Raw genomic sequence first — 25954 nt, 5'->3', positions numbered from 1 at the left:
CCATCGGCGAACGGTATCTAAAGCACCATTCGCCGACGTTTTCCCTCCTTTCATTGAACGGGGGAGTTGGGAGGGTTATACAGTAATACAAACATTCAGTTAGCCTAACTGAATGTTTGGTTGTTCGCATCGGCGTTACCTCATCGCGTGAGGCCGGTGGGAAACCCGTATCCGATATGAAAGGCAAGGTGTCTCCCGGAGGCCGGGAGGCGTCGCGTCTGCTGAAGCTTCGGGCGTTGCGGGCGCGAAACAAAACGGGAGGGAACTCACTTATGACCCAGAAGACGACAACGGCGGCGCGCACCGGCAGCGCGCACGACTATCTATTCACCAGAGGAGGCATGCCTCCCATCCAGGACATGATCCCGTGCGCCCTGCAGCATGTGCTCGCATCGTTCGCCGGCATCATCACCCCGGCGATCATCATTGCATCGGTCTACGGTTGGGACGCCCAGCAGCGCACCGATATCATCCAGGTCGCCCTGATCCTGTCCGCCATCGACACTGCGCTGCAGGCATTCGCGCCGTTCCGCCGCATCGGCGGCGGCCTGCCGATCGTCATGGGCGTCTCGTTCGCCTTCCTTCCCGCGCTGCAGGCTATGGGGGCGGACTTCTCGTTCGGCACGCTGCTCGGCGGCGAGATCGTCGGCGGTATCGCGGCGATTCTGTTCGGCCTGTTCTACAGCAAGCTGAAAAACCTGTTCCCACCCGTCGTGACCGGTACGGTCATCTTCACGATCGGCGTGTCGCTGTATCCGACGGCCGTGAAGTACATGGCCGGCGGCGAGGGCACGCCCATCTGGGGCACCCCGCAGAGCTGGATCGTCGCGCTCATCACCTTTGCCGTCGTGTTCTTCCTGTCCAACTTCACCAAGGGCACGCTCAAGCTCGGCAGTGTGTTCTTCGGCATGATCGTGGGCATCATCGTGTCCGCGCCGTTCGGCATGCTCGACTTCTCGAGCGTGGGCACGGCCGGCATCTTCGCCCTGCCCAAGTTCATGCCCTATCCCATCGAGTTCCAGCCCGAGGTCTGCATCACGCTTGCCGTGGTGTACCCCATGGTCGCCATCCAGGTCATCGGTGACGTCTCGGCTGCCTGCCTCGGCTCCATCGACCGCATGCCCGAGGAGCGCGAGCTGTCCGGCGCCATCGTCTCCCAGGGCCTGACGAGCATCATCTCCGCCTTCCTGGGCGGCCTGCCCACGAGCGCCCTTGGCCAGAACGTCGGCATCATCGCCTCGAACAAGGTCATCAACAAGTGGGTGTTCGCCATCGTGGCGGCCGTGTTCGCGCTCGCCGGCCTCTTCCCGCAGCTCTCCGCCCTGCTGACCGCCATCCCGCAGCCGGTTATCGGCGGCGCCACCGTCGGCGTGTTCGGTACCATCACCATGAACGGCATCCGCATGTTCACCAAGGAGGGCCTGACCCAGCGCGTGGCCACCATCGTGGGCACCTCGGTCGTGTTCGGCCTCGGCATCTGGATGGCCTCCGGCTGCCTTGCCGGCGAGGGCATGCCCAGCTGGGTCACGACGGTCATCGGTTCCAACGCCATCACCCCGTGCGCCATCATGGCCATCATCTTGAACCTCATCCTGCCGCCCACCCCGCCGGTGGACGCGTACGTGGACGCCGCGAAGGAGGCTGCCGTCGGCACCGTCCTTCCCGATCACAAGAAGTAGTCAACCCGCCCACGGGAGCGTTATCCCGCGCGCGTCTGCACCCGGGCCGCAGAGGCCCGGCCGCAGACGCGCAGGCGTATGACGGGGGAGGTGCCCGTCGGTCGCATGGCCGCGCCATACAAAGAGAGTCCGAGGTGTTAAACCCCGCCTTAGACGACGAGAGGAGAACCCATGCTCATCGTTGGTAACGGCTCGGTCGTCACACGCGACGCGGAGATGCCCTATCTGGAGCGCGGTGCGGTGCTCATCGATGGCGACACGATCGTCCAGGTGGGCGCCGAGGACGAGATCGTCGCCGCGAACCCCGGCTCGGAGTACGTCGACGCCCACGGCGGCATCATCATGCCGGGTCTGGTGAACTGCCACACCCACATCTACTCCGGCCTTGCCCGCGGCCTGTCCATCAAGGGCTGCAATCCCACGAACTTTCTCGAGAACCTCGAGCAGCAGTGGTGGAAGATCGATGACAACCTCACGCTCGACGGCACGCGCGCCTCGGCCTACGCGACGGTGCTCGACAGCCTGCGCGACGGCGTGACCACGATCTTCGATCACCATGCGAGCTTCTGTGAGATTCCGGGCAGCCTGTTCGCCATCAAGGACGTCTGCGAGGAGACCGGCATCCGCGCGTGCCTGTGCTACGAGACCTCCGACCGCCGTGGGGAGGAGAAGCGCGACCAGGCCATCGCCGAGAACGCCGAGTTCGCCCGCTGGGCGGCCGCCGCGCAGGCGGACGGCAACTCCATGATCGCCGCCATGTTCGGCGGCCATGCCACCTTCACGCTTTCCGACGAGACCATGGACATGATGGCCGAGGCCAACGACGGGCTCACCGGCTTCCACATCCATGTGTGCGAGGGCATGAACGACGTGTGGGATTCCCGCGAGAACCGCGGCGGCATCCCGCCGGTGGAGCGGCTGCTCCAGCACGGGCTGCTGGGCCCCCGCACGATGCTCGGCCACTGCATCCACGTGACGCCCGCCGAGATGGACATCATCAAGGAGACCGGCACCCATATCGTCAACAACCCCGAGTCCAACATGGGCAACGCCGTGGGTTGCGCGCCGGTGCTCGAGTTCTTCCGGCGCGGCATCCCGGTGCACATGGGTACCGACGCCTACACGCACGACATGCTCGAGAGCCTGAAGGTCTTCCTCACCATCCAGCGGCATAACGCCGCCATGCCGAATGTCGGCTGGGTCGAGGGCATGACGATGCTGTTCAAGAACAACCCCGAGATGGCGAGCATGTACTTCGGCCGCAAGATCGGCGTGCTGGCGCCCGGTGCCGCCGCCGACGTCATCGTGATGGATTACAACAAGTTCACGCCCTTCTCAGAGGAGAACGTCGACGGCCACATGCTGTTCGGCATGATGGGCAAGAACTGCCGCACGACGATCGTGAACGGCCGCGTCCTGTACAAGGATCGCGAGTTCGTCGCCTTCGACGAGGAGCGCATCAACGCCTGGACGATGGAGCAGTCCAAGAAGCTCTGGGGCGTCCTGAACGAGCGCACCTACTAACCGCCTGGAACGCATCGCGGCGGCGCGCACCTGCCCCACGCCGCCGCGATTTGCCTGCTAAAGATTGAGGGGATATAAACAATGAGCGACATCATGAGGCCCATCCCGTTTGCCAGCCTGATGAACTGGGTCATGACCGAGCACGAGCAGACCGGCTCCATCTTCGGTGTCCGCAAGATCGTGCACGCCGACCCGGCGGGCGCGCTGCCGATCTTCGACGAGAAGGTCGAGACCCCGTTCGGCCCCGCCGCCGGCCCGAACACCCAGCTCGCGCAGAACATCATCGCCGCCTACGTGGCCGGCTCGCGCTTCTTCGAGCTCAAGACCGTCCAGGTGATGGACGGCGCCGAGCTCTCCGCCTGCGTGAACAAGCCCTGCATCACCGCGGCCGACGAGTGCTACAACTGCGAGTGGTCCACCGAGCTCGAGGTTCCGCAGGCATACGCCGAGTACGTGAAGGCCTGGTTCGCCTGCCACCTGATCGCCCGCGAGTACGGGCTTGGCTCGCCTGACGGCTTCGTGTTCAACATGAGCGTGGGCTACGACCTCGAGGGCATCAAGAGCCCGAAGGTCGATGCCTACATCGAGGGCATGAAGGACGCCTCCGGCTCCGAGGTCTGGGCCGAGTGCCGCGCCTGGGCGCTCGAGAACCTCGACCGCTTCGAGCACGTGGACGCCGCGTTCATCGATTCCATCCCGGCGCGCGTGTCGAACTCCATCACCGAGTCCACGCTGCACGGCTGCCCGCCCGATGAGATCGAGCGCATCGCGACCTACCTCATCTGCGAGAAGAATCTGAACACCTACATCAAGTGCAACCCGACGCTGCTCGGCTACGACTTCGCCCGCGCCCGCCTCGACGAGCTCGGATTCGACTACATCGCCTTCGACGACCGCCACTTCGTGGAGGATCTGCAGTGGGCCGACGCCGTGCCGATGTTCGAGCGCCTGATGGCCCTCACCGCCGAGCGCGGCCTGGACTTCGGCGTGAAGCTCACGAACACCTTCCCGGTCGACGTCACCCGCGGCGAGCTGCCGAGCGACGAGATGTACATGAGCGGCCGCACGCTGTTCTCGCTCACCATCGAGGTCGCGCGCCGCATCACCGAGCAGTTCGGCGGAGCCCTGCGCATCTCCTACTCCGGCGGCGCCACCATCTACAACATCCGCTCGCTCTACGATGCGGGCATCTGGCCGATCACCATGGCGACCGACGTGCTGAAGCCGGGCGGCTATGAGCGCATGAGCCAGATCGCCGGCGAGTTCGCGCATCTGGACGGCAAGCCCTTCGCGGGCGTGTCGCTCGATGCCGTGACGAAGATCCAGGAGGACTCGCTCACCAACCCGCTCTACCGCAACCCGCTGCGCAAACTGCCCTCCGCGAAGGTTCCGGGCACCCCTGCGCTCGTGGACTGCTTCACCGCGCCCTGCCGCACGAGCTGCCCCATCTCCCAGGACATCCCTGCCTACCTCGCCGCTGTCGATGAGGGGCGCTTCGCCGACGCCCTCGACATCATCATCGAGCGCAACGCCCTGCCGCACATCACCGGCGTCATCTGCCCGCATCCCTGCGGCAAGAGCTGCGAGCGCGCGTTCTACGAGCCCGAAGGCGCCCAGATCCGTGCGAGCAAGCTGCGCGCCGCGCGCGAGGCGTTCGCCGAGGTCCTGCCCCAGCTGCGCGCCAAGGCGCACGAGAAGACCTCCGAGCGCAACGTCGCCGTTGTCGGCGGCGGCCCGGCCGGCCTGGCCTGCGCCTACTTCCTGACGCGCGCCGGCGTGCCCGTCACCATCTTCGAGGAGCGCGACACGCTCGGCGGCATCGTGCGCCACGTCATCCCCGAGTTCCGTATCGAGAGCGCAGACATCGATGCCGACGTCGAGCTGTGCCGCGCCTTCGGCGCCGAGGTGAAGACCGGCGTGCGCGTCGAGTCCGTTGCCGAGCTCAAGGAGCAGGGCTTCTCCGACGTCGTCGTGGCGACCGGTGCCTGGCTGCCCGGCTCTGCCGGTCTCGACGAGGGTGCCGAGACGGACGTGCTCGAGTTCCTCGAGGCTGCCAAGAAGGCACCGGAGACCCTCGATCTGGGTACGGATGTCGTGGTCATCGGCGCCGGCAACACCGCCATGGACGCCGCGCGCGCGGCCAAGCGCATCGCGGGCGTGGAAAACGTGCGCCTCGTGTATCGCCGCACGAAGGCCCAGATGCCCGCCGACGAGGAGGAGCTCGATTTCGCGCTCGCCGACGGCGTCGAGTTCATGGAGCTGCTCGCTCCCGTGTCGCTTGCCGATGGCGGGCTGACCTGCAACGTCATGCGCCTCGGTGAGCCGGATGCTTCCGGCCGCCGCGCGCCCGAGCCCACGGGCGAGACGGTGATCGTGCCCGCCACCACCGTGATCTGCGCGGTGGGCGAGCGCATCGACACCTCCCTCTATGAGGGTGCGGGCGTCGGGACCGACCGCCGCGGCCGCTTGGCCGACGTCGAGACCGGCGTTGCGGGCGTGTGGGCGGCGGGCGACTGCCGTCGCGGCCCCGCGACCGTGGTTGAGGCCATCGCCGACGCGGCCGAGGTCGCGCGCAAGATCGCGGACGTCGACTTCAACAAGTACGTCGATGCCAACGAGCAGCTCGACCGCGCCCCGTATGTCGCCAAGAAGGGCGCTCTCTGCCGCGACAAGGAGACGTGCACGCATACCCGCTGCCTCGGCTGCGGGGCCGTGTGCGAGGTCTGCTGCGATGTGTGCCCGAACCGCGCGAACATCGCCATAGCCGTGCCGGGCATGGACAAGCAGCAGGTCATCCACGTGGACGGCATGTGCAACGAGTGCGGCAACTGCGCCGTGTTCTGCCCGTACGAGACCGGCCGCCCCTACAAGGACAAGCTGACGCTGTTCTGGAGCGGCGACGACATGCTCGACTCCGATAACGACGGCTTCATGAAACTCGCCGACGGCACGTTCTCCGTGCGCCTGGCCGGCGAGGTCCACGTCGTCGATATCGACGATGCCTCCTCGGGCGTGCCCGACGGCATCCGCCGCACCATCGCCGCGGTGCGCGACGACTACGGGTACCTGTTCTGCGAGTAACCGGTAAGGATGAGCGGGAGGGCGCAGGGCTGCTTCGCTCCCTCCCGCACTCAGGTGCCGGCGCGCGGGGCCCTGCGGCCTTCTGCGCGCCGGCGGCGTCCGGCATGGCAGCATGCTGCGACGCGTGCCCGCCGCCGTGCGGGCGTGAAACGAGAGGGGAGGCCCCTATGGCCGAAACCGCCCATCAGATTTGGGTAGCCGAGACGGGCTGCATCGGGTGCGGCATGTGCGCGCGCGTGTGCCCGTGCGGAGCCATGTCCGTGGTCGACAAGCAGGCCGTGATCGATTACGAGCGCTGCATCTCCTGCGGCATGTGCGCCACGAAGTGCCCCAAGCACGTGATTCACGACACGCTCGGCATCTTCGCCGCAGCGGAATAGAAAGGGGTGGACGCTATGGCAAAAGAGCCGGTGAGCTACACCTTCACCGTCAACGGCGTCGAGCGCACGGTGACCGAGAAGAAACCGCTTCTGCGCTACCTGCGCGACGATCTGCATATCCATTCCGCCAAGGACGGATGCTCGGAGGGCGCCTGCGGTACCTGCACCGTGCTGGTTGACGACCACGCCATCAAGGCCTGCGTGCTCACGACCGAGCTCGCGGCCGGCCGCGACATCGTGACCGTGGAGGGCCTGCCCCACGAGGAGCAGGAGGCCTTCGTCTATGCATTCGGCGCCGTGGGCGCCGTGCAGTGCGGCTTCTGCATTCCCGGCATGGTGATGGCGGGCGCCGGCCTGATCCACCACGTGCCCGACCCCACCGAGGACCAGATCAAAGAGGCCATCCGCGGCAACGTGTGCCGCTGCACGGGATACAAGAAGATCATCGAGGGCATCTCGCTCGCCGCCGCCATCCTGCGCGGCGAGGCCGAGATCGACCCCGAGCTCGAGCGCGGCGACCGCTACGGCGTGGGCGAGCGCGCCTTCCGCGTGGACGTGCGCCGCAAGGTGCTCGGATACGGCAAGTATCCCGACGATATCGACGAGACCGATTTCCCCGATCTCGCCTATGCGAGTGCGGTGCGCTCCAAGTACCCGCGCGCACGCGTGGTCAAGATCGATGCGGACAAGGCCCGCGCCCTGCCCGGCGTGCTCGCGGTCCTCACGGCGGCCGACGTTCCCGTGAACGCGGTCGGCCACCTCATCTACGACTGGGACGTTATGATCGCCGAGGGCGACATCACGCGCTGCGTGGGCGACGCCATCGCGCTCGTGGTTGCCGAGGACATGGTCACCTGCGAGCGCGCCAAGAAGCTCGTCAAGATCACCTACGAGGAGCTCGAGCCGGTGCGCAGCATCGACGAGGCCCGTGCCGAGGGAGCCCCGAAGCTGCACGACAGGTTCCTCGCGTTCGGCAACTGGGTCGAGCTCGAGAACAACATCTGCCAGCAGCGCCATGTGGTGCGAGGCGACGCGGCGACCGCGCTCGCGAACTCTGCGCACAAGGTGACGCGCAGCTTCTCGACGCCGTTCACCGAGCATGCGTTTCTGGAGCCCGAGTGCGCCGTCGCCTTCCCGTACAAGGGCGGCGTCAAGGTCTGCTCGACCGACCAGGGCGCCTACGACTCCCGCAAGGAGATCGCCCACATGTTCGGCTGGGACGCCACGCCCGAGCGCGTGGTCGTGGAGACCATGCTCGTGGGCGGCGGCTTCGGCGGCAAGGAGGACGTCTCCGTCCAGCATCTGGCCGCGCTCGCCGCGATGGCCGTGAACCGCCCGGTCAAGTGCCGCATGACGCGCCAGGAGTCCATCAATTTCCATCCGAAGCGCCATGCCATGGAGGGAACCTTCACGCTGGGCTGCGACGAGAACGGCATCTTCACCGGCCTCGATTGCGAGATCAACTTCGACACCGGCGCCTACGCGTCGCTGTGCGGCCCGGTTCTCGAGCGTGCCTGCACGCACTCCGTGGGTCCGTACTGCTACCAGAACACCGACATCCGCGGTTACGGCTGGTACACGAACAACCCGCCGGCCGGCGCATTCCGCGGCTTCGGCGTGTGCCAGAGCGAGTTCGCCCTCGAGATGCTCATCAACCTGCTGGCCGAGGAGGTCGGCATCAGCCCGTGGGAGATCCGCTACCGCAACGCTATCGAGCCGGGCAAGGTGCTGCCCAACGGTCAGATCGCGGATTGCTCCACGGCGCTCAAGGAGACCCTGCTCGCCGTGAAGGACGTCTTCGACGCCCATCCGGGTCATGCCGGCATCGCCTGCGCCATGAAGAACGCCGGCGTGGGCGTCGGCCTGCCCGATGCGGGCCGCTGCAAGATCCGCGTGGAGGAGGGGCGCGCCGTGGTGTACTCGGCGACCTCCGACATCGGTCAGGGCTGCAACACCGTCTTTCTGCAGGACGTCGCCGAGGCGACGGGGCTGCCGCTGGCCTACATCGCCAACGGCGAGTGCTCGACCGAGAACGCGCCGGACTCCGGCACGACCTCCGGTTCGCGCCAGACGCTGATCACCGGCGAGGCCGTGCGCGGCGCCGCCTTCCTGCTGCGCGACGCCATGCTCGCCGCCGAGGCGGGCGACGAGGTGCCGACGGAGCCCGTGGTCGCCCACGGCGACGGCTTCATCGTGGAGTACGCGGACGGCACGCCTTACCAGGGCCCCGGCTCCGCCGTGCACCCGGCGGACCCGACCACCTCGCTCGCCAAGCTCGAGGGGCGCGAGTTCTCCTACGAGTACCTCGAGAAGACCGACAAGCTGGGCGCCGACGTCCCCAACCCGAAGAGCCATGTCGCCTACGGCTACGCCACGCATGTGGTCGTGCTCGACGACGAGGGCCGCGTGACCGAGGTCCACGCCGCGCACGATTCCGGCAAGGTCGTGAACCCCATCGCCATCCAGGGCCAGATCGAGGGGGGCGTGCTCATGGGCATGGGCTACGCGCTGACCGAGGACTTCCCACTGAAAGACGGCGTGCCGCAGGCCAAGTTCGGCACGCTCGGGCTCTTCCGCTCGACGGACATCCCCTACATCAACGCCATCTACGTGGAGAAAGACGAGCTTCTGCCCGTGGGCTACGGCGCCAAGGGCATCGGCGAGATCGCCACGATCCCCACGGCGCAGGCCGTGGCGGGCGCCTACTATGCGCTCGATGGCGAGTACCGCACGAAGCTTCCGCTCGAGAACACGTACTACTCGCGCCGCAAGTAGCCCCGCGATTCGCGCCCCGCGAAGACGAATCCATCGCGCCCCGTCCGGCCCTCGCGCCAGGCGGGGCGCCCCCGTTGGAGGGGCTGCTCGGGAAGCTAAGTAAATCGCAAGCAAGCCTTCACGGGCGCCACAGGCGGTTCGCGTACGATAGGGGTGTTGAGGTTCGAAGATAGGAGACGCCATGCGCCTGCTCGGCAACATCATCTGGATCGTGTTCGGGGGCATCTGGACGGCGCTCGGCTGGCTCATCGCCGCCCTGCTGTTCACTATCACCATCGTCGGTATCCCCTTGGGGCGCCAGTGCCTCAAGATGGCATCGCTCACGCTCGCCCCGTTCGGCAAGACGATCGTGTACGGCGGCGGGGCCCCGTCGCTGGTGGCCAATGTCTTCTGGGTGATCCTGGCGGGCGTCCCGATGTGCTGCATGTACCTGCTTGCCGGCGTGCTGAACTGCATCACCGTGATCGGGATCCCCTTCGGCCTGCAGAGTTTCAAGATGGCCAAGCTGTCGCTTCTGCCCTTCGGCGCCGAGGTGCGCTAGCGGGGCCTGGCAAACCGTTGGCGAGGGGGCGTTCGCGCCGCTTTTCGCCCTTGCCGGCGCCCCTTTATCCCGGCGGCGCGCTACCGTGGCGAGCCGGGAGGCGAGAAGGACGGGCGAGGGTACAGGCTTTCCGTCTTCACCAAGGGAGGAAGATATGACTCAGTCGGTTTCAGCGTGCGTCGATGAGCTCCTTGGCGCGGGGTCCGCATCGGATGCCGTCCGCGTGCACGTGCTGTTCCGCGGGCACGTGCAAGGTGTCGGGTTCCGGTGGAACCTGCAGTCGTTTGCCGAGGAGGCAGGTGTTGCCGGATGGGTGGGGAACCTGCCTGACGGCTCGACGGTCGAAGCCGAGCTCGAGGGCACGCGCATGGTCGTCGCCCAGCTCATCCTGCGCATGCACGCGCATTACGAGCAGTTCCGCGCATGGTTCCCATCGGGTTTCGAGGTCGCTGCGTTCGAGACGGTGCCGCGGCAACGAGAAACCGGGTTCACCGTCCGTGTATAGCGCGGGGCGGTGAACCCGGTGGGGGTAGAGTCTTTCGGCAGTTCAGTGCGCCGATGTTGATCTCAGCGCAGTGGTCGGCCGAGGTGTCGCGCGGTCATGTGCGCTACGCGAGGTCCTCGCCGTTGGTGGCGATGACCTTCCGGTACCACGCGAAGGAGTCCTTGCGGGAGCGCTCGAGCGTGCCCTCCCCGTTGTTGTCCTTGTCGACGTAGACGAACCCGTAGCGCTTCTCCATCTCACCGGTGCCGGCGGATACGAGGTCGATGCATCCCCAGGGGGTGTATCCCATGAGGTCGACGCCGTCCTCCTCGACGGCGAGTTTCATCTGCTCGATGTGGGCGCGCAGGTAGTCGATGCGGTACGGGTCGTGGATGGAGCCATCCGCCTCGACCTTGTCATAGGCGCCGAAGCCGTTCTCGACGATGAAGAGCGGCAGGCCGTAGCGGTCGGTGAACCAGTTGAGGGCGTAGCGGAGGCCGACCGGGTCGATCTGCCATCCCCAGTCGCTCGCCTTGACGTGCGGGTTGCGCACGAAGTCCGCACCCTCGTGGTAGTCGAAGTGCGGGTTGTCCTCTTTCCACTCGATGGTGTGGCTCATGTAGTAGGAAAAGCCGATGTAGTCAACCGTCCCCGTCGCGAGCAGCTCGATGTCCTCCGGCGTGATGTCGATGTCGTAGCCGCGGCGCTCCCACAGCGCCAAGACGTTCGGCGGGTAGGCGCCCAGCGCATGGACGTCGGCGTAGTAGTAGCGCAGCTGCATCGCCTTCGTCGCCATGAGGATGTCCTCGGGCTTGCAGGAGAAGGGGTAGACCGGGCACATGGCGATCATGCAGCCGATCTCGAAATCGGGGTTGATCGCATGGCCGATCATGACGGCCTTCGCCGATGCCACGAGCTCGTAGTGGGCGGCCTGGAACATGGCGAGCTCGCGGTTCTCTCCCTTCTCGGCGACGATGCCGGAGTCGACGAGCAGGGCGAAATCATCCATGTAATCGGCCTGGTTGTTGATCTCGTTGAAGGTCATCCAGTACTTGACCTTGTCCTTGTAGCGCATGAAGCACGTGGTGGCGAAGCGCACGAAGAAGTCGATGAGCTTGCGGTTGCGCCAGCCGCCGTACTTCTTGACCAGACCGAGTGGGATCTCGAAATGGCTGAGCGTGATGACCGGCTCGATCCCGTACTTCAGGCACTCGTCGAACAGGTCGTCATAGAACTTCAGGCCCTCCTCGTTCGGCACCTCCTCGTCGCCCACGGGGAAGATGCGCGCCCAGCTGATGGAGGTGCGGAAGCACTTGAACCCCATCTCGGCGAGCAGCGCGATATCGCCCTTGTAGCGATGGTAGAAATCGATCGCCTCGTGGTTGGGGTAGTTCTCGCCCTCGAGCACCTCGCCGGTGAAGCGGCGGCGTGTGCTCACGTTGCCGGCGGTCGTCACGTCCATGATGTTGACGCCCTTGCCGCCCTGGTCCCAACCGCCTTCGAGTTGGTGCGCCGCAACGGCGCCTCCCCAGAGGAAGTCAGTGCGAAACGCCATGTCATGTCTCCTTTCAGCGAAGGTTCTCGGTACGTCGTGAGAGCAATGGGCGACGAGGCCGCCCGGCGCGCGTTGTCCGGGCGGCCTCGGGCCGCGATGGTCGATACGGTGCGAAAAGGGGATGGAGTCGGGTTTACTCCGCCGCCTTGGCAGCGGCCTCCTCCTCGCAGAGCTGCTTATCGTAGTGCTTGAAGAACGGGAAGTAGATGAGCGTCGCCACGACGGCGTCGAGGACGGCCACGGCGGCCGCGACCAGGCTGCCGCCCGTGGAGATCATGGCGCCGAGACCGACAGGGGTCGGCCAGGGCATCTGCACGAGGACCGAGGGGATGATGCCCAGCGTGATGGCGAAGTAGGAGATGGTCGCCGCGGCCATGGGCGCGAGGACGAACGGCACGGCGAGTGCGGGGTTGTACACGATGGGCAGGCCGAAGACGAGCGGCTCGTTGATGTTGAAGAACGCGGGCACGATCTCGGCCTTGCCGATGGCCTTGAGCTGCTCGGACTTCGCCATCGTGACCATGAGGATCGTCAGGCCGAGCGTGCAGCCCGAGCCGCCGATGGTGACGAATGCGTTGTTGTACTCGCCGGCCCACACCGCGGTACCGCCGTCGGCGTTGACGACGAGGTTGGCGAGCGCGATGGCGGTCAGCGGGGAGGTGACGATGGTGGCGCCGTGGATGCCGACGAGCCACAGGGCGTGGATCAGGAAGTAGATCAGCAGGATGCCGGGATAGGTGCCGACGATGTTGACCACGAAGCCGAACGGGATGGCGATGAAGTCGTAGAAGTTGGTGCCGAACATCATGAAGACCGCCTGGATGAGCATGCAGACGATGGCGACCAGGAAGCCGGGGATGAGAGCGGTGAACGAGCGGGCGACGCCGTCGGGCACGACCTCGGGAAGCTTGATGACGATCTTCTTATCGACGCAGGTCGCGTAGATGCGCACGGCGAACCAGGCGATGATGAAGGCGCAGAAGATGCCGGTCGCGCCGAAGTTCGCCGGACCGTCGCCGCCAAGCTCCCAGCCGTTGTAGACGACGGAGGACCAGCCGGTCTCGCCCTCGACGATGCTCGTGATGCGGCTGATGACGCCGTCGACGAAGCCGACCTGCGGGGCGAGCATGAACAGGGCCATGATGGCCATGAGCACGCCGTTCAGCGGCTTGATGTCAATGCCGTCCTCCTCGGAAAGGATGCGCGAGTACTCGAACGCGGTGCCGATCAGGAAGTAGACGGCGATGCAGCCGATGGTGGCGTGGTTCGCGAGCATGTAGAGCTCGGTGATCTGGTCGAACGAGACCGCCCAGATGTCCTTGAGGGCGGGGAACGCCTGCGGCAGCACGTTCAGGATCAGGAACATGGAGCCCACGATCGTGAACGAGATCGAGGTCATGCCGGCTTGGGTGATGGAGCGAATCATGCGGAACTGAGACAGCTTCGTCATCGGACCCATGATGTATTTCTCGAGAAAGTCAAACACAGGACTACTCTCCCTTCCGTTGTCCTGTATGCTCAAGCGCCATGAGGTAGAGGCCGTAGCGCTTCTTGTCGCGGCGATCGCGCACGAGCACGATACGCCAGACAATGAGGGCCTTGAGCGCGAGCAGTATCGCGCACAGGCCGATGCCGACGACCGGGGTGGAGAAAAACGGGAAGAACGCCTCCTTGCCGAAGACGGCGGTGATCGCGATCTCGAGCACCGACAGGAAGCAGCCGATGATGAGCGCGACGTGCGAAGCCCTGAGATATTCGATATCGTGCGTGAGCACGCGGTTGACCTCGAGCAGCACGATGGCGCCGAGTGCGATCTCCGAGGCGGGCGCAGCGAGCGTAACGAGGCTGTCTGTTGTCGCGAACAGCATGACGCCCCAGTACAGACCCACGAAGAAGATCCCTGAATCCAGATATCGAATCAGCATGTAGCGGTTCCACTTCGCGGTGTTCACCTGCTGCATCTGGCGAAACGAAATCTCTTCCTCGGTGGGTCCGCGCCCGGCCCTGTCATGAAGCCGACGACGCTCCGCGCGAATGCGCTCTTTCCGTTTTCCCTTTTTCACGCTTGAGCTCTCTTATCTGTTGCTGGCCTACGCCAGGATCTTGTCGATCTGCTCGAAGATCGCCGGGCAGTTCTGGCGTCCGTAGTCCTTCATGGGGATGACGTCGACGGGCAGGCCCTGGGCCTTGGCGACGACCTTGTCCTTCTGATAGGAGATCTGCGGACCGATGAGGATGCAGTCATAGCCGTCATCGGCGGGGTTCTTGAGCTCGGAGAAGCTGCGGGCGGCGATCTCGAGGTCGATGCCGTTGTCCTTGGCGTAGGCCTCCATCTTCTTCATGAGCATGCTGGTCGACATACCGGCTGCGCAAACGAGCAGTACCTTCATGTGAGTACTCCCTTCGGTAGAGCGGGACCTTCGGGTCCCGCGACGGTCGCTCGAGGGGCCCGGGGTGCGGTCTGTTCGACCCCGGGCCCCTTTCAGGACTATTTGTCCTGCTTGAGCTCGTACAGGTTGATGATCTCCTCGGCCAGGTCCTGGCACAGCATGGCGGTCATCAGGTGGTCCTGCGAATGGACCAGCAGGATGTCCACGGGAACGTGGTCTCCGCCGGCCTCGCGGGAAAGCAGCTTGGTCTGCTCGTCATGCGCGGCGAGACCCGCGGTGCGGGACTCCTCGAGCATCTGGCGGGCCTCGTCGAACTTGCCCTCACGGGCGGCCTTGATCGACTCCATCGCGAGGCTGCGCGCCTGACCGGCTGCAGCGACGATTCCGAACGAAATCATCTCCATGCTTTCCTCTGCCATCTTCGTCACCTCCTCGTGTGCGGTCTCGTGCTCTATAGGTCCTATCTAGAAAACCGGTGCGAACCCGGTCCGTAGATATGCGTTCACGTTCCTGGCGAGCCGTCCGGCTCTCCTGAGAGGGCGCTTTCGAGTAGCGCCATGAGGGTCTCCCAGTTCTGGCGCCTCAGGAGCGTGTCGACGGCCTCCTTGTCGGCAAGGAGGCTCGCGAACGCACTCATGAACTCGTGGAGTGGCATCTCGCCGTTCCGATTCTTGTCGGAGAAGCCGAGCAGGAACACCGCTTGGACCGGCTGGTCGTCTGCATCCCATGCCACAGGGTGATCAAGCAGGCCGACGCAGATGAACGTCTCGTCGCTTGCGGTCTCGATGGGATGCGGGGTCGCGACGCGGTTGCCGAACGACGTGGGCACCAGGGCCTCGCGCTTCCAGACGAACTCGCGGAAGTCCGACGCCACCGAGCACGTCTCGCACGTCCGGTCGAGCAGGAAGTCGAGCACCTTGCGCTTGGACGTCAGGGTCATGTGCGGGAAGAACAGGGAGCGCTTGAAGTAGGGCGGGACCTTGCCCGGCTTGCTCCGCGAGTCGAGGACCAGGCGCATGTCGATGACCTCGTCTTCACCGAGGAAGTAGGAGACCTCGCGGACGGGGACCGGAAGCTTGCGGTTGATCGGCACGGTGGTGAACACGTAATCGATATGCGAGAAGTCGACGTTGTCGATACCCATGAGGTCGCAGGTGAAGATCCGGTCGACGTAGTCGGCGAACTCGCGGCGGCAGCGGTATTCGAGCAGATGGGCCGATCCCGCGCCCGACGCGCAGACCACCAGGATGTTCTTCTTGGGAATCTTGGATTTCTGCCGCTCGAGCGCGAGCGCGAACGCCAGGGCGATATAGCCGATCTCATCCTCGCTGACCTCGGCGCCGTATTTGCGCGCGAGCACGATCGAGGCGTCCATGGCCATGGAGTACGCCAGGGCATAGCGCTTCTTGATGTCGTCGATCAGCGGGTTCTTCAGGTTCATGCGGTAGCGCAGGCGTACCGCGAGCGGCACGATATGGCGCGCGAGGTTCATATGGAGTTCCAGGTCGTTGCGGAAATCGAACCGGAATGCCTTCCAGACGCACTCGATCATCTCCTCGACGACATGCCAGACGTCGTCGGTGATGATCAGGCCCTCGTCTTTGGGCGAGTCGCCGAGCATCATCCGCTTGCCCGCGAGGTGGATGGAGATGTAGGCGATCTCCTCCTCGGGCAGCAGGCTTTCCTGGCCCAGGGCCCCCTCGATCGCCGCGACGATCTTCTCGGCGACCCTGAACTCGTCGGTGCCCTTCATCTGGTCGAGCTGATCGGATGCCATCGGCACATAGCAGTGCTCTTGGATGCGGACGAGCGCTACGGCGATATGGACGATGAGGTTGCGGTAGGCGGCCGTGTTGATCTGGAAGTGCTCCTCCCGGATGATGCGGGAGACGCAGTCGGACACGATGTCGAGCGTCGGGTCGCTACCGGCGTCGGCGCCATCGCCCGCGTTCGCATCGGGATCCGGCTCCTGCCTGTCTTTGAACAGGCGGGAGAACAGCGTGTCGAGCGAGCGGTTCGTCTCGCTCTCGATGTCGCCCATGGCGTCGTTGAAGCGGTCGACGATGACGTTCGCCAGGCAGATGCGGCGCGACAGCTCCGGACCGGTGATGCGGATGCCGTAATGGGGGCGCGTCTCGATGGAGAGCCCATAGCCGTCGAGGAACTCCTGGGCGTGCTTGAGGTCATTGGAGACGGTGCCGCGCGATACGAACATGAGCCTGCTCAGGTCGTCCAGCTTGACCCAGTCGTTGCGCATGAGCAGATCGTTGAGCAGGAGCACCAGGCGCGCCTTCGGGGTCTGCACCGCCGAAGACGCCCCCACCCCCTCGCGCCAGGTGTCATAGGCGTACGGGTCCGATATCTCCATATGGTAGCCGCTCTTGCGGTTCAGCTTGATAGCCGCGAACCCGCTCATCGTCCTGTTGATCTGGTTGACGTACGTCCTGACGGTGCGTACGCTGACCCCGATGTAGTCAGCAAGGGCGTCCGGCGTTATGCCCGGATGGGTCTCGACATATGCAGCGAGCGTTTCGGCTCCGATGCGCATTGATACGTACCTCCTTACCGGTTTATGATATGTGTACGAAATGTGAAGTTCCAACGATGAAAGTTCCGGTGCAAAACGGAAAGAATTGAACAAAACGAAAACCGCTGTTTCCGCAGGTATATAACGGTCCTGTTGGTAATCTGCCATATGTTTCGGAAAGCCGCGCCGCGTTTTTCGGCTCATCGAAGCTTTTGGTGGGTAGCACGCCCCGTCCCCCGTGACCGCGGGTACCCCGAGCGGTACCATTCTGCCGACGGGTGGAGGAGAGGGGTTCCCACATGGACGCTCAGGCGGGGATGCTGGCGAGGCTCTTCGAGCACTCGATGGGGCTCGGGGAGGAATGGCGGGTCGAGGACGTCCGGTTCGAGTCGCCCGCATCGGGGGACGAGGAGCTGCACATACGCGTCGGCAGGGTCCCCGGCGCCGCCGTGGCTTGCCCGGAGTGCGGCGCGCGCTGCGGGGCCTGCGACGCCCGCGAGCGCACCTGGCGCCACCTCGACATCTGGCAGTTCCGCACCGTCGTGCACTGCCGCGTGCCCCGGGCCGACTGCCCCGAGCACGGGCCCCGGACCGTCCGCATGCCCTGGGAGGTGCGCCCGAACTCCCACTGCACCGCCCTGTTCGAGGCGCGGGTGCTCGTGATGGCGATGTCCGGCGCGACCGTGACGGGGATCGCGCGCCGGAAAGCGCGGGCATGCGGCCGCGCTTTCTGAAATAAACAGGGATTACCTGCCATTGACGGGTGCGTTTGGCAGCGCCCGCCCCGCCGCGGCCTCCTTCCTGCCAAAATGTCCCGTCTCAATGGGTTGCTTGGGGACGGGTTCGTTTCAACCCATCCGGCGGCCCCTGCGGTTCCCGCGAACCGGAACGGAAGCGTCCCGCCACAGCCCCTCCTTCCAAAACTCCTCGCTCCAAGACGCATCAGAGCGCAGGTGTGGAACAATGGGCATGGTTCCAGTCGATGCAATAGGACGGGGTGCGTCATGCCGTTTACCATCGAGCGCAACGATATCGCCAAGGTTCATGCCGACGTGCTGGTGAATGCCGCCAACGAGCAGCTGGCTCCGGGAGGCGGCGTGTGCGGCGCGCTGTTCGAGGGTGCGGGATACCAGCAGATGCTCGCGGCGTGCCGGGTTATCGGCCGCACGCCTACAGGAAGCGCTGCCGTCACACCGGGCTTCGACCTGCCGTGTCGCTGGGTCGTGCACGCAGTGGGACCGGTGTGGCGCGGTGGGGCGCACGGCGAGGAGCAGCTGCTCCGTGAAAGCTACCGTAGCACCTTCGCCGAGGTTGTGCGTTTAGGCGCCTCCTCAGTTGCGTTTCCGCTGATATCGGCGGGCATCTACGGGTATCCGATCCGCGATGCGCTGCGTATCGCGCGCGAGGAGACGGCGGCGTTTCTGGATGAGCATGATGACGTGCGGGCGACGCTCGTCGTGTTCACGCGCGACGTCATCGTGCAGGGAGGCAGGCATCTTGCGGACCTGCGCGCCTATATCGACGATACGTATGTGGAAAGCAGCCCGCACATGCGCCGCCGCATGGATGAGGTGCCGCACCTGGATGCTTCCGCCATGGTTCAGATGGATGCCATGGTTGCGCCAGGGCGGGCACCCGAGACGGTGTTCGCCGGTGCCCCTCGGGATAAAAACGAGCTGGCAGACCTGCTCGATCATCTGGACGAGTCCTTCTCTACAACGCTTCTTGCCCTGATCGACGCGCGCGGCCTGACCGACGCGCAGGTGTACAAGCGCGCGAATATCAGTCGGCAGCTCTTCGCCAAGATACGCTCCAACCCGGCGTACAAGCCGACCAAGCCGACGGCGGTGGCACTCGGTATGGCGCTCGAACTCACCTATGACGAGCTGCAGGATCTGCTTGCCCGCGCGGGACTCACGCTCTCGCGCAGCAGCAAGTTCGACGTGATCATCGAGTTCTTCGTCACGCGGGGCGACTACGACATCCTCGACGTCAACGAGGCACTGTTCGCATTCGACCAGCCGCTGCTCGGCTCAGCATAACGCGGTGTGCGAGATGTCGCCTGGCGGTTTACCTATCGTCCGAGGTTGACCGGTAGTCTTCATGGTGTCGGAAGCGAATCGATGCCAAGGAGGTAATCATGAGCAAAAAGCAGCAGGTCAAGCAGGTCAATCGTACCGAGATCGTCTTTATCTTGGACGCGAGCGGGTCGATGAGCGGGCTGGAGAGCGACACGGTCGGCGGGTTCAACGGCATGATCGAGCGCAACCGCGAGGAGCCTGGCGAGGCGGTGGTGTCGACCATCATCTTCAACGATAAGAGTTACGTGCTGCACGACCGCATCGATATTCGGGAGGTGCCGCGCCTCACGCGCAGGCAGTACCGCTGCAGTGGTTGCACGGCGCTGCTGGATGCGGTAGGCGGCGCCATCAAGCATGTCGACGTGGTGCAAGGTGTGCTGCCCGACGGCTACAAGGCGGACAAGGTACTGTTCGTCATCACGACGGACGGGATGGAGAACGCGAGCCGACGCTTCTCGTATGCGCAGATCAAGAATATGATCGAGCGGCGGCGAAAGCAGGGTTGGGAGTTCCTGTTCATCGGTGCCAACATCGATGCGGGGGCGGAGGCAGAGCAGCTGGGAATCGAGCGCGATCGCGCGGCGGACTATCTGGCCGACGAGCAGGGCACCGAGGTGCTCTATGCTGCGATGGCATCGGCTGTGGCGAGCGTGCGCAGCGCACCGGCGGGCGGGGTGCTGGGGAACACCTGGCGCGAAGGTCTCGACGAAGATATCCGCACGCGTCGCTAACGAAGAGCCCGCCACGGAGGCGGGCTCTGCCATGGGGGACGGGTACAATTGGCGGATGAGGAGGGGTCGCTATGAGTATCTGGATCTCCGGGGACATCCACGGCAGTATCGATATCAAGAAGCTGTCGTATCGCCGCTGGCCGGAGGGCCGGATGCTCACGCGCGACGACTAACTTATCATCTGTGGTGACTTCGGCATGCCGTGGAGCGGCTCCAACGAGGAGAAGTACTGGCTCGACTGGCTGGGGGATCGGCCGTGGACCACACTGTTTGTGGACGGCAACCATGAGTGCTTTCCCCATCTTGCGGAATTGCCGGTGAGTGATCGGTGGGGAGGCCGAGTGCAGGTGTACCCTGACCATCCGAGCATCATCCATCTCATGCGCGGCGAGATCTACGATATCGATGGGGCGCGCATCTTCGCGATGGGTGGGGCGGCGAGCCACGACAAGCAGTGGCGCCACGCCCGGTTGGGACTGGTTTCCCGAGGAAATGCCGCGTGTGGTGGGGCTTTGTGCGGCTGAAGAGCGGCCCGAGACGGTCGGTTGGCAGGTTGACTACGTGGTCTCGCACTGTTGCGCCACGCGTATGCTCGACGCGGCGCTTGTCGCGCACGCCGTATCCCGACGGGCGCGACAAGCCGGATGCTCTGAACGAATGGTTTGACATGCTGGAGGATCGGCTGACATATCGTCGCTGGTACTTTGGGCATTATCATACGGACGCGGAGCTGGACGAGCGGCATCGGCTGCTGTACCGGGATATCGTGGAGCTGGGGAGCTGGGGGACGCGGGGCTCTGTCGCGCTGCTCCTTTCGGGCCGTCCGCGGGAAGGGCAATGCTGGCCGCAATTATGGACGTCCCGGGCACGTGAGCTCCCGCGGTAGAGGTTCTGCATGCGTGCGGTGGGGGATCCGCGCCGCAAAACCCCAGGATAGCAGGGGTCAATAATTAATGAAAATGTATTTGGTATCAATTCTCAAGGTACTCAAGAAAACAGCCAAATCTGATAAGCCCTTTGAACTGCTGATTCTTTCATGCGCCAGCCGCCGAACGTCTCTGCGGGGCGCTCTAAATGTCTCAAAGAGGCCTTTATAACCCTATTATTGATGCCATATTCTTTCGGGTGCCCTCACATGTCTTGATAAAACCTTTTATCAAGGTGCGGTTTCTCCTACGGGCGGATACAACGGGTTTGTCGCGTGTCGTACGGTACGGGTGCTGCCTCCTGGTCGTACGTGCTATCGTCTTGGTGGACAGGCGCAGCCTGAGGTTTTGTCCTAGCGGGGTGATGTCGGCGCGACGCGAAGGGTCTTCGCGTCGGTACAGGGTTTGCCAGTGATGAGCTCGCAATGCTCGACGAGGCAGAGTTGTTCCATCGCCGCTTTCCGCGCGCTCCGCAGCGGAGCAGCAGCGCGTATCATAACCACAAATGTCGGAAACCGGAGGTTGCGCGATGTGCCAAAGAATGTGTCCGCTGAGCTTCGAGGAGGCCCAAGAGGTCCTTGCATCGCGCGAGGAAACGGGGCGCGCTCGCGTGACGGCGGACGAAACGTTCGATCCGGCGCGCGATGCGTGGCCTGGTTCGATGGTTCCCGCACTTGTTCCCAACGAGAGTGGGCAGCTTGTCGCCACGAAACTGATATGGGGTTTCGACGCTCCAAACGGGTCGCGCGCTGTGTTCAACACGCGAATAGAGACAGCGCTGGCGCAGCTGCGCGACGGACGCGGCATGTGGGCCGGGGCTATCGCGCACGGGCGCTGCTTGGTTCCGGTGCGAGCGTTCTTTGAAGGACACGCCACCGAGCGCGTAAAGAGCGAGCGTACAGGTAAGCCCGTGCGCCGACAATATCGGTTTCTCATGCCGGGCGCCAAAGCGTTTCTTCTTGCCGGCGTGTGTCAGGATGGAAAGCTTTCCATTGTGACCTGCGAGCCCAATGCTGCGGTCGCACCCGTGCACAACCGCATGCCGCTCGTGCTGGGACCCGGGGAGTCGAGCATATGGCTGGGGCCGAATTTCGAGATGCTTGCGGACCGCAGCCGCGTGCGGTTGATATCGGAGCCAGAGCGGTAGGAGCGTCGTTTCCGGCGGGGCATCAGGAGCACGAGAGGGCCCTGTGTGCCGGCGCTGATTGTTCTGAATAGAATGAATATTTCCAATAAAACAAATATTTCCACTAAAATGAGGTCAAAGGCCGAACATGGCGACGTGCACCCATTCCTGCAGAGAGGAAGCGCGATGAGACCAACCAATCCTTTTAAGCCTTCAGCTGGTGCGGAGCCGCCGATTCTGGTCGGTCGCGATGAGGTACTGTATGACTTTGAAGAGGGCCTTGCTGCAGGTTTCGGCGCTCCGGGCAGGCTCATGCGCATCACGGGGCCTCGAGGTTCCGGAAAGACGGTGCTGTTGACCGAGCTGGGCGATATCGCGCGCAGGGCGGGTTGGCGTGTGGTGGATGTGACCGCCGAGCCAGGCCTTCCCGCTATCATCTCCGAGCGACTGCAAAACCAGGGTTTCTCCGACCTCTCATTGGAAATCGACCTTGTGGTCGCCAAGGCCCAGGCGAAAAGGAGCACCCTCAAAAAACCTGTTCGTCTGCGGGATGCTCTGGACGATGCGGTGACTCGCCTGACGGAAAAGAACGTCGGACTGCTCGTCACGGTCGACGAGGTACAAGATGCCGACAGGGCAGAGATCAAGGAAATCGCCATCGCCGTGCAGCACTTGATTCGTGAAAAGAAGAACATCGCGTTCGTGTTCGCCGGAATCACCTCGGGCGTCATGAGTTTGCTTGGCGAGGACGGGCAGGCATTTCTGCGGAGGGCGCGCCCGGAGGAGCTCGATACCATCTCCGTGGCGGACGTTGCCTTGGCGCTTAGAAGCTCAATCGAGAAGAGCGGCCTGAGTATTGACGAAGAGCCTCTCGAGATGGCGGCCGCGGCAACTGCGGGATACGCCTATCTGATTCAGCTGGTCGGCTACCACATCTGGCGTGCGGCGCATTTGGCGGCGCGCCAGGACAGTCGGATCGCCATGGAAGACGTCCAGAACGGTATCGCCGCGGCAAGAAGGGAATTCGAGCGCGCGGTGCTCGAGACCGCCATTGCGGGCCTGTCCAAAACCGCCATGGAGTACCTGCTTGCAATGGCGCAGGATGCACATGCGTCATCGACGACGGAGATCGCCCGGCGCATAGGCGTACCCTCCTCATCGCTGACGGCGACGCGGAGCATGCTTATCACGCGCCAGATCATCGAGTCGACAGGCCGCGGGTACGTCGGGTTCTCCATTCCGTTCATGAGCGACTACCTGTTGTCGAATCGCAGCGCCCTGCTGTCTCGATACGGGGTTGAGGAGTAGGGGAAAGCGGAGGCGGGTATGCTCGGCGATTCCTGGTCGTCTGCACCGTTGCTGGCGGACTTGATGCTGGCCCGGATGTCTCGAGGCGACCTTTACGGGCATGCATGGGAACTTTCGTGGCGGCTTCGCGCAGGGTGCCTTGTGGTCTCGCTCGGCTTCTGCCCGAGCTGTGCACCCATGCAGCGGGCGAAGTTGCTCGCACCGCAGGCCGCCTTTGCGCATTCGGGGACAGATTCATACACGATGGATGATACGCGACGACAGGGCAGCGCTCATTGTTCCGCATACCAAGTTTCTTGCGCTATGCACCCGGGGTGTCTTCCTGGCGCACGCGCGCTCGGACGGCGTCGGCACGGGCCAGCTGCGTCCACCTCGTAGCGCAGGCGCATCGGTTCCTTCGCAAAGCCGCGGCACGCGGAGGCACTCGACCGCATCTCCCCAGGCCGTGTTTCGACTTATGTGCGCAGAAGGGGAGAGCCGTGCGCTGCCGTACAATGGCCGTGGCCATTCGTGGATGGCCACCTAAGTATTACCGGGAAGGTGCAGGTGAATCATGCAGGCCAGCGCCATCAAGCTCATTCTTTCCGATATCGACGGAACAATCATGCCTGCGGGCGCATCGACGGTGTCCCCGCGCACCGTCGCCGCGTTCCGCGCCGCGCTGGACTCCGGCATCATGGCCGGTCCTGCGAGCGGGCGCGGCCTGGTGCAGATCGCGCCGTTCTTCCGAGGGGACGCCGCGTGCTGCCAGACGGCGATCGCCACCAACGGCCTTGAGGTCTACTGCGCGGGCGAAAAGATCTGCGAGCAACGTCTGCCGATCGCCGCCCTCGAGCGCGCGCTCGACATCGTGCGCGACACGCCGGGCGCGGGCCTGCTCGCCTTTGACGGCACGACGCCGCAGCTCGTCGCCGGCGACCTCGACGTGCTCGCCCGGATCACCCCGGCGTACGCCCGCGCATGCGTGCCCGTGGGCGCGCTGCCCGCAGAGGACGTCCTCAAGGCGAATATCTTCATCGACGCCGACATGGCGGGGACCGAGGCGTTCGTCACCCGCTTGAACGACGAGGTCGATGGACTTGATTTCGATATCCCCATGGTCGGGTACGCCAACATCATGCCGAAAGGGTGGAACAAGGGCAGTGCCCTGCTCACCCTGTGTGACCATCTCGGCATTACCCCCGATCAAGTCGTGGTCTTCGGCGATGCGGGCAACGACCTGACGATGTTTTCGGTTGCCGGCCACGCGGTCGCCGTGGGCAATGCGACGCCCGAGGCGAAGGCCGCCGCTCGTTGGCACATCGGCCGTTGCGAGGACGATGCGGTGGCGGCGGCCATCGAGGCCTTGGCAGCAGGGGAGTGGCCGTTCGGCGAGTAAGACGCCCGGGCGCGTCGTCAGCGCGCGGTTCGCTACGTTCCGTGCGTGCTGCTCATGCTGGCGTTCATCGTCTTCGCGACGTTTCTTGGGGTCTATGCTTCCGCGCTTGCGTCCGACGGATGGTTTCGGGGCGATCCGCGCGAATTGGTGTTGCTTGCGACCGTGGGCATCGTGATCCCCGCGGCCATCATCGTTCCCCTGCTCGCGAAGGCTCTCAGGCGCGTCTCCCGTCCGCCCGCTCCCGCCCCACAGGCGGGCCTGCGCGCGGTCGCCTTCCGCCTCGCCGCCACCGTCGATCGCCTCGTGTTCTCCTGGTGCTTCCGCGCTGTCGTCTTCGCGGCGCTCATTCTCATGCTCTGCTGGTCGTTTTGAATCGTCGCGTTCTACCCGGGCTCGATGATCTACGACACCTACTACCAGATCACGCAGTTCTATCCGCGCGGGGACGAGGAGCGCGCCGAGCTGTGGGCGGTGCCCGGCAGGCGCGCATATGCGCAGTTCAGCGACCACCATCTCATCTTCGACACGCTGCTGCTCGTCCTCACCAAGAAGACCGGTATCTACATCGTGATCCCGACCATGGTCGTCTACGCGGTCGTGTACCGCCGCGTGTGGTGGAGAAGCCTGGTGCCCGCGGCGCTCTCCGTCGCGCTCATGTGGGGCGTTATGCCGAACGTGGTGTTCCCCGCGCTCGACGTCGTTCCCGGCGGACGTCAGGAGATGCTCGGCGCGCTGTTCCAGCAGACCGCGCGCTACGTCGCCCTGCATGGGGTGGAGATGAGCGCGAGCGAGCGTCGCGCCATCGACGACGTGCTGGTGGTGGACGCGCTGAACGAGCGCTACCAACCCGAGTGGGCGGATTCGGTGAAGTACGAGTACAACGCGAGCACCACCGACGAGCAGATCCAGGAGTACCTCAAGGTCTGGGCCGCCCAGGGCCTGCGCCATCCCGAGGTCTACGTGGAGGCGACGCTCTCGATGCTCTCGGGTTTCGCGTCTCCGTCTGAGCCCATCCAGTTGCGCATCGAGACATGGGACGAGGACCATGACGGCACGAGCCTGCTGCGCCAGCCCTGGCAGCTGGAGGGCCTGCGCGAAGCCGCTCGCGACGTCTGGGACGCCTAGGTGGACATCCCGGTCATCGGGCTGGCGATGACCTGCCCGCCGTATGTGATCTGGATTCCGCTGTTCGCCCTGTGGCTGTTCATCTGCCGCATGCGCCGCTGGCTGCCCATCATGATGCCGGTGCTGTTGAGCATGGCGAGCGTCGTGCTGTCGCCCATGTACGATGCGCGCTACGCCTGCGCGCTCATCTTCACCGCCCCGCTGCTCATCGCGGTGCTCGGCGTCGCGTTCGCCGAGCGCGAAGCGGAATCGGCAGGCAATCGGGCATCTGTTCGCGAGAACAAGAAGGTTTGGTATCAATGATCGGGCCATTCTGGGCCCCAATCGTCCGCGAGGCGGGGAG

Annotated in this window: 23 protein-coding genes; 17 read left to right on the top strand and 6 right to left on the bottom strand. The window is 64.6% G+C overall.

What is annotated here, in order from left to right; all coding sequences use genetic code 11:
• Positions 1-341: 341 nt before the first annotated feature.
• The 7 genes from H6A21_RS00840 (at position 342) to H6A21_RS00810 (ending at position 10485) form a co-directional block, all read left to right on the top strand.
• A complete protein-coding gene (locus tag H6A21_RS00840) occupies positions 342-1679 on the top strand; it encodes a uracil-xanthine permease family protein (protein WP_239462532.1) in 1338 nt (445 codons plus the stop codon).
• A gap of 171 nt (positions 1680-1850) precedes the next feature.
• Positions 1851-3203 (top strand): putative aminohydrolase SsnA, encoded by a 1353-nt coding sequence (ssnA, locus tag H6A21_RS00835; RefSeq protein WP_204559694.1) that lies wholly within the window; start codon positions 1851-1853, stop codon positions 3201-3203.
• Positions 3204-3284: 81 nt separating this feature from the next.
• Complete coding sequence (gene ygfK / locus H6A21_RS00830) at positions 3285-6284, top strand: putative selenate reductase subunit YgfK (protein ID WP_204559693.1); 3000 nt, start codon at positions 3285-3287, stop codon at positions 6282-6284.
• Positions 6285-6451: 167 nt separating this feature from the next.
• Positions 6452-6664, top strand: coding sequence for a 4Fe-4S binding protein (locus H6A21_RS00825; protein WP_204559692.1), 213 nt, complete (start codon positions 6452-6454; stop codon positions 6662-6664).
• A gap of 15 nt (positions 6665-6679) precedes the next feature.
• Positions 6680-9439, top strand: coding sequence for a selenium-dependent xanthine dehydrogenase (xdh, locus tag H6A21_RS00820; protein ID WP_204559691.1), 2760 nt, complete (start codon positions 6680-6682; stop codon positions 9437-9439).
• Positions 9440-9620: 181 nt separating this feature from the next.
• Entirely contained in the window at positions 9621-9980 is a 360-nt protein-coding gene (locus H6A21_RS00815) for a YccF domain-containing protein (RefSeq protein ID WP_204559690.1), read from the top strand.
• Positions 9981-10134: 154 nt separating this feature from the next.
• Positions 10135-10485, top strand: coding sequence for an acylphosphatase (locus tag H6A21_RS00810; RefSeq protein WP_204559689.1), 351 nt, complete (start codon positions 10135-10137; stop codon positions 10483-10485).
• Positions 10486-10588: 103 nt separating this feature from the next.
• Here H6A21_RS00810 and H6A21_RS00805 read toward each other — a convergent pair whose 3' ends face one another.
• The 6 genes from H6A21_RS00805 to H6A21_RS00780 form a co-directional block, all read right to left on the bottom strand.
• On the bottom strand, positions 10589-12019 hold the full coding sequence (locus H6A21_RS00805) for a 6-phospho-beta-glucosidase (RefSeq protein WP_204559688.1): 1431 nt from the start codon (positions 12017-12019) through the stop codon (positions 10589-10591).
• A gap of 133 nt (positions 12020-12152) precedes the next feature.
• Positions 12153-13505: a PTS cellobiose transporter subunit IIC gene (gene celB / locus H6A21_RS00800; RefSeq protein WP_204559687.1), complete on the bottom strand. Its 1353-nt coding sequence runs from the start codon at positions 13503-13505 to the stop codon at positions 12153-12155.
• Positions 13506-13509: 4 nt separating this feature from the next.
• Entirely contained in the window at positions 13510-13980 is a 471-nt protein-coding gene (locus H6A21_RS00795) for a hypothetical protein (RefSeq protein WP_204559686.1), read from the bottom strand.
• Positions 13981-14109: 129 nt separating this feature from the next.
• A complete protein-coding gene (locus H6A21_RS00790; RefSeq protein ID WP_066833939.1) occupies positions 14110-14409 on the bottom strand; it encodes a PTS sugar transporter subunit IIB in 300 nt (99 codons plus the stop codon).
• Positions 14410-14507: 98 nt separating this feature from the next.
• Positions 14508-14828, bottom strand: a complete 321-nt coding sequence (locus H6A21_RS00785; RefSeq protein ID WP_066833941.1) for a PTS lactose/cellobiose transporter subunit IIA — start codon at positions 14826-14828, stop codon at positions 14508-14510.
• 83 nt (positions 14829-14911) lie between these two features.
• A complete protein-coding gene (locus H6A21_RS00780) occupies positions 14912-16957 on the bottom strand; it encodes a BglG family transcription antiterminator (protein ID WP_204559685.1) in 2046 nt (681 codons plus the stop codon).
• A 278-nt stretch (positions 16958-17235) separates the two neighbouring features.
• Between H6A21_RS00780 and H6A21_RS00775 the strand changes: the two genes are divergently transcribed.
• From H6A21_RS00775 to H6A21_RS00730, 10 genes are all read left to right on the top strand, one after another.
• Complete coding sequence (locus H6A21_RS00775) at positions 17236-17670, top strand: transposase family protein (protein WP_204559684.1); 435 nt, start codon at positions 17236-17238, stop codon at positions 17668-17670.
• A gap of 270 nt (positions 17671-17940) precedes the next feature.
• Positions 17941-18978, top strand: a complete 1038-nt coding sequence (locus H6A21_RS00770; protein WP_204559683.1) for a macro domain-containing protein — start codon at positions 17941-17943, stop codon at positions 18976-18978.
• A 98-nt stretch (positions 18979-19076) separates the two neighbouring features.
• A complete protein-coding gene (locus H6A21_RS00765; RefSeq protein WP_204559682.1) occupies positions 19077-19748 on the top strand; it encodes a vWA domain-containing protein in 672 nt (223 codons plus the stop codon).
• A 197-nt stretch (positions 19749-19945) separates the two neighbouring features.
• Positions 19946-20272 carry a hypothetical protein gene (locus H6A21_RS00760; protein ID WP_204559681.1) on the top strand — a complete coding sequence of 109 codons (327 nt, stop codon included), beginning with the start codon at positions 19946-19948 and terminating at the stop codon, positions 20270-20272.
• A gap of 907 nt (positions 20273-21179) precedes the next feature.
• The gene (locus tag H6A21_RS00755; protein WP_342636021.1) at positions 21180-21821 is read left to right on the top strand and encodes an SOS response-associated peptidase family protein; all 642 of its coding nucleotides are present in this window, start codon (positions 21180-21182) and stop codon (positions 21819-21821) included.
• A 45-nt stretch (positions 21822-21866) separates the two neighbouring features.
• Positions 21867-23108 (top strand): AAA family ATPase, encoded by a 1242-nt coding sequence (locus tag H6A21_RS00750; protein ID WP_204559679.1) that lies wholly within the window; start codon positions 21867-21869, stop codon positions 23106-23108.
• Between the two features lie 553 nt (positions 23109-23661).
• Entirely contained in the window at positions 23662-24486 is an 825-nt protein-coding gene (locus H6A21_RS00745; RefSeq protein WP_204559678.1) for an HAD family hydrolase, read from the top strand.
• A gap of 54 nt (positions 24487-24540) precedes the next feature.
• A complete protein-coding gene (locus tag H6A21_RS00740; protein ID WP_204559677.1) occupies positions 24541-24858 on the top strand; it encodes a hypothetical protein in 318 nt (105 codons plus the stop codon).
• Positions 24859-24882: 24 nt separating this feature from the next.
• The gene (locus tag H6A21_RS00735; RefSeq protein WP_204559676.1) at positions 24883-25611 is read left to right on the top strand and encodes a DUF6020 family protein; all 729 of its coding nucleotides are present in this window, start codon (positions 24883-24885) and stop codon (positions 25609-25611) included.
• The gene (locus H6A21_RS00730) at positions 25612-25914 is read left to right on the top strand and encodes a hypothetical protein (protein ID WP_204559675.1); all 303 of its coding nucleotides are present in this window, start codon (positions 25612-25614) and stop codon (positions 25912-25914) included. It abuts the gene before it with no gap.
• Positions 25915-25954 lie beyond the last annotated feature (40 nt).

The sequence above is a fragment of the Collinsella tanakaei genome (genome assembly GCF_016902615.1).
GTDB classification, from domain to species: Bacteria; Actinomycetota; Coriobacteriia; order Coriobacteriales; family Coriobacteriaceae; genus Collinsella; species Collinsella tanakaei_A.
The sequence above is the reverse complement of the archived record's forward strand: the minus strand, read 5'-3'. Positions and strand labels throughout refer to the sequence as shown.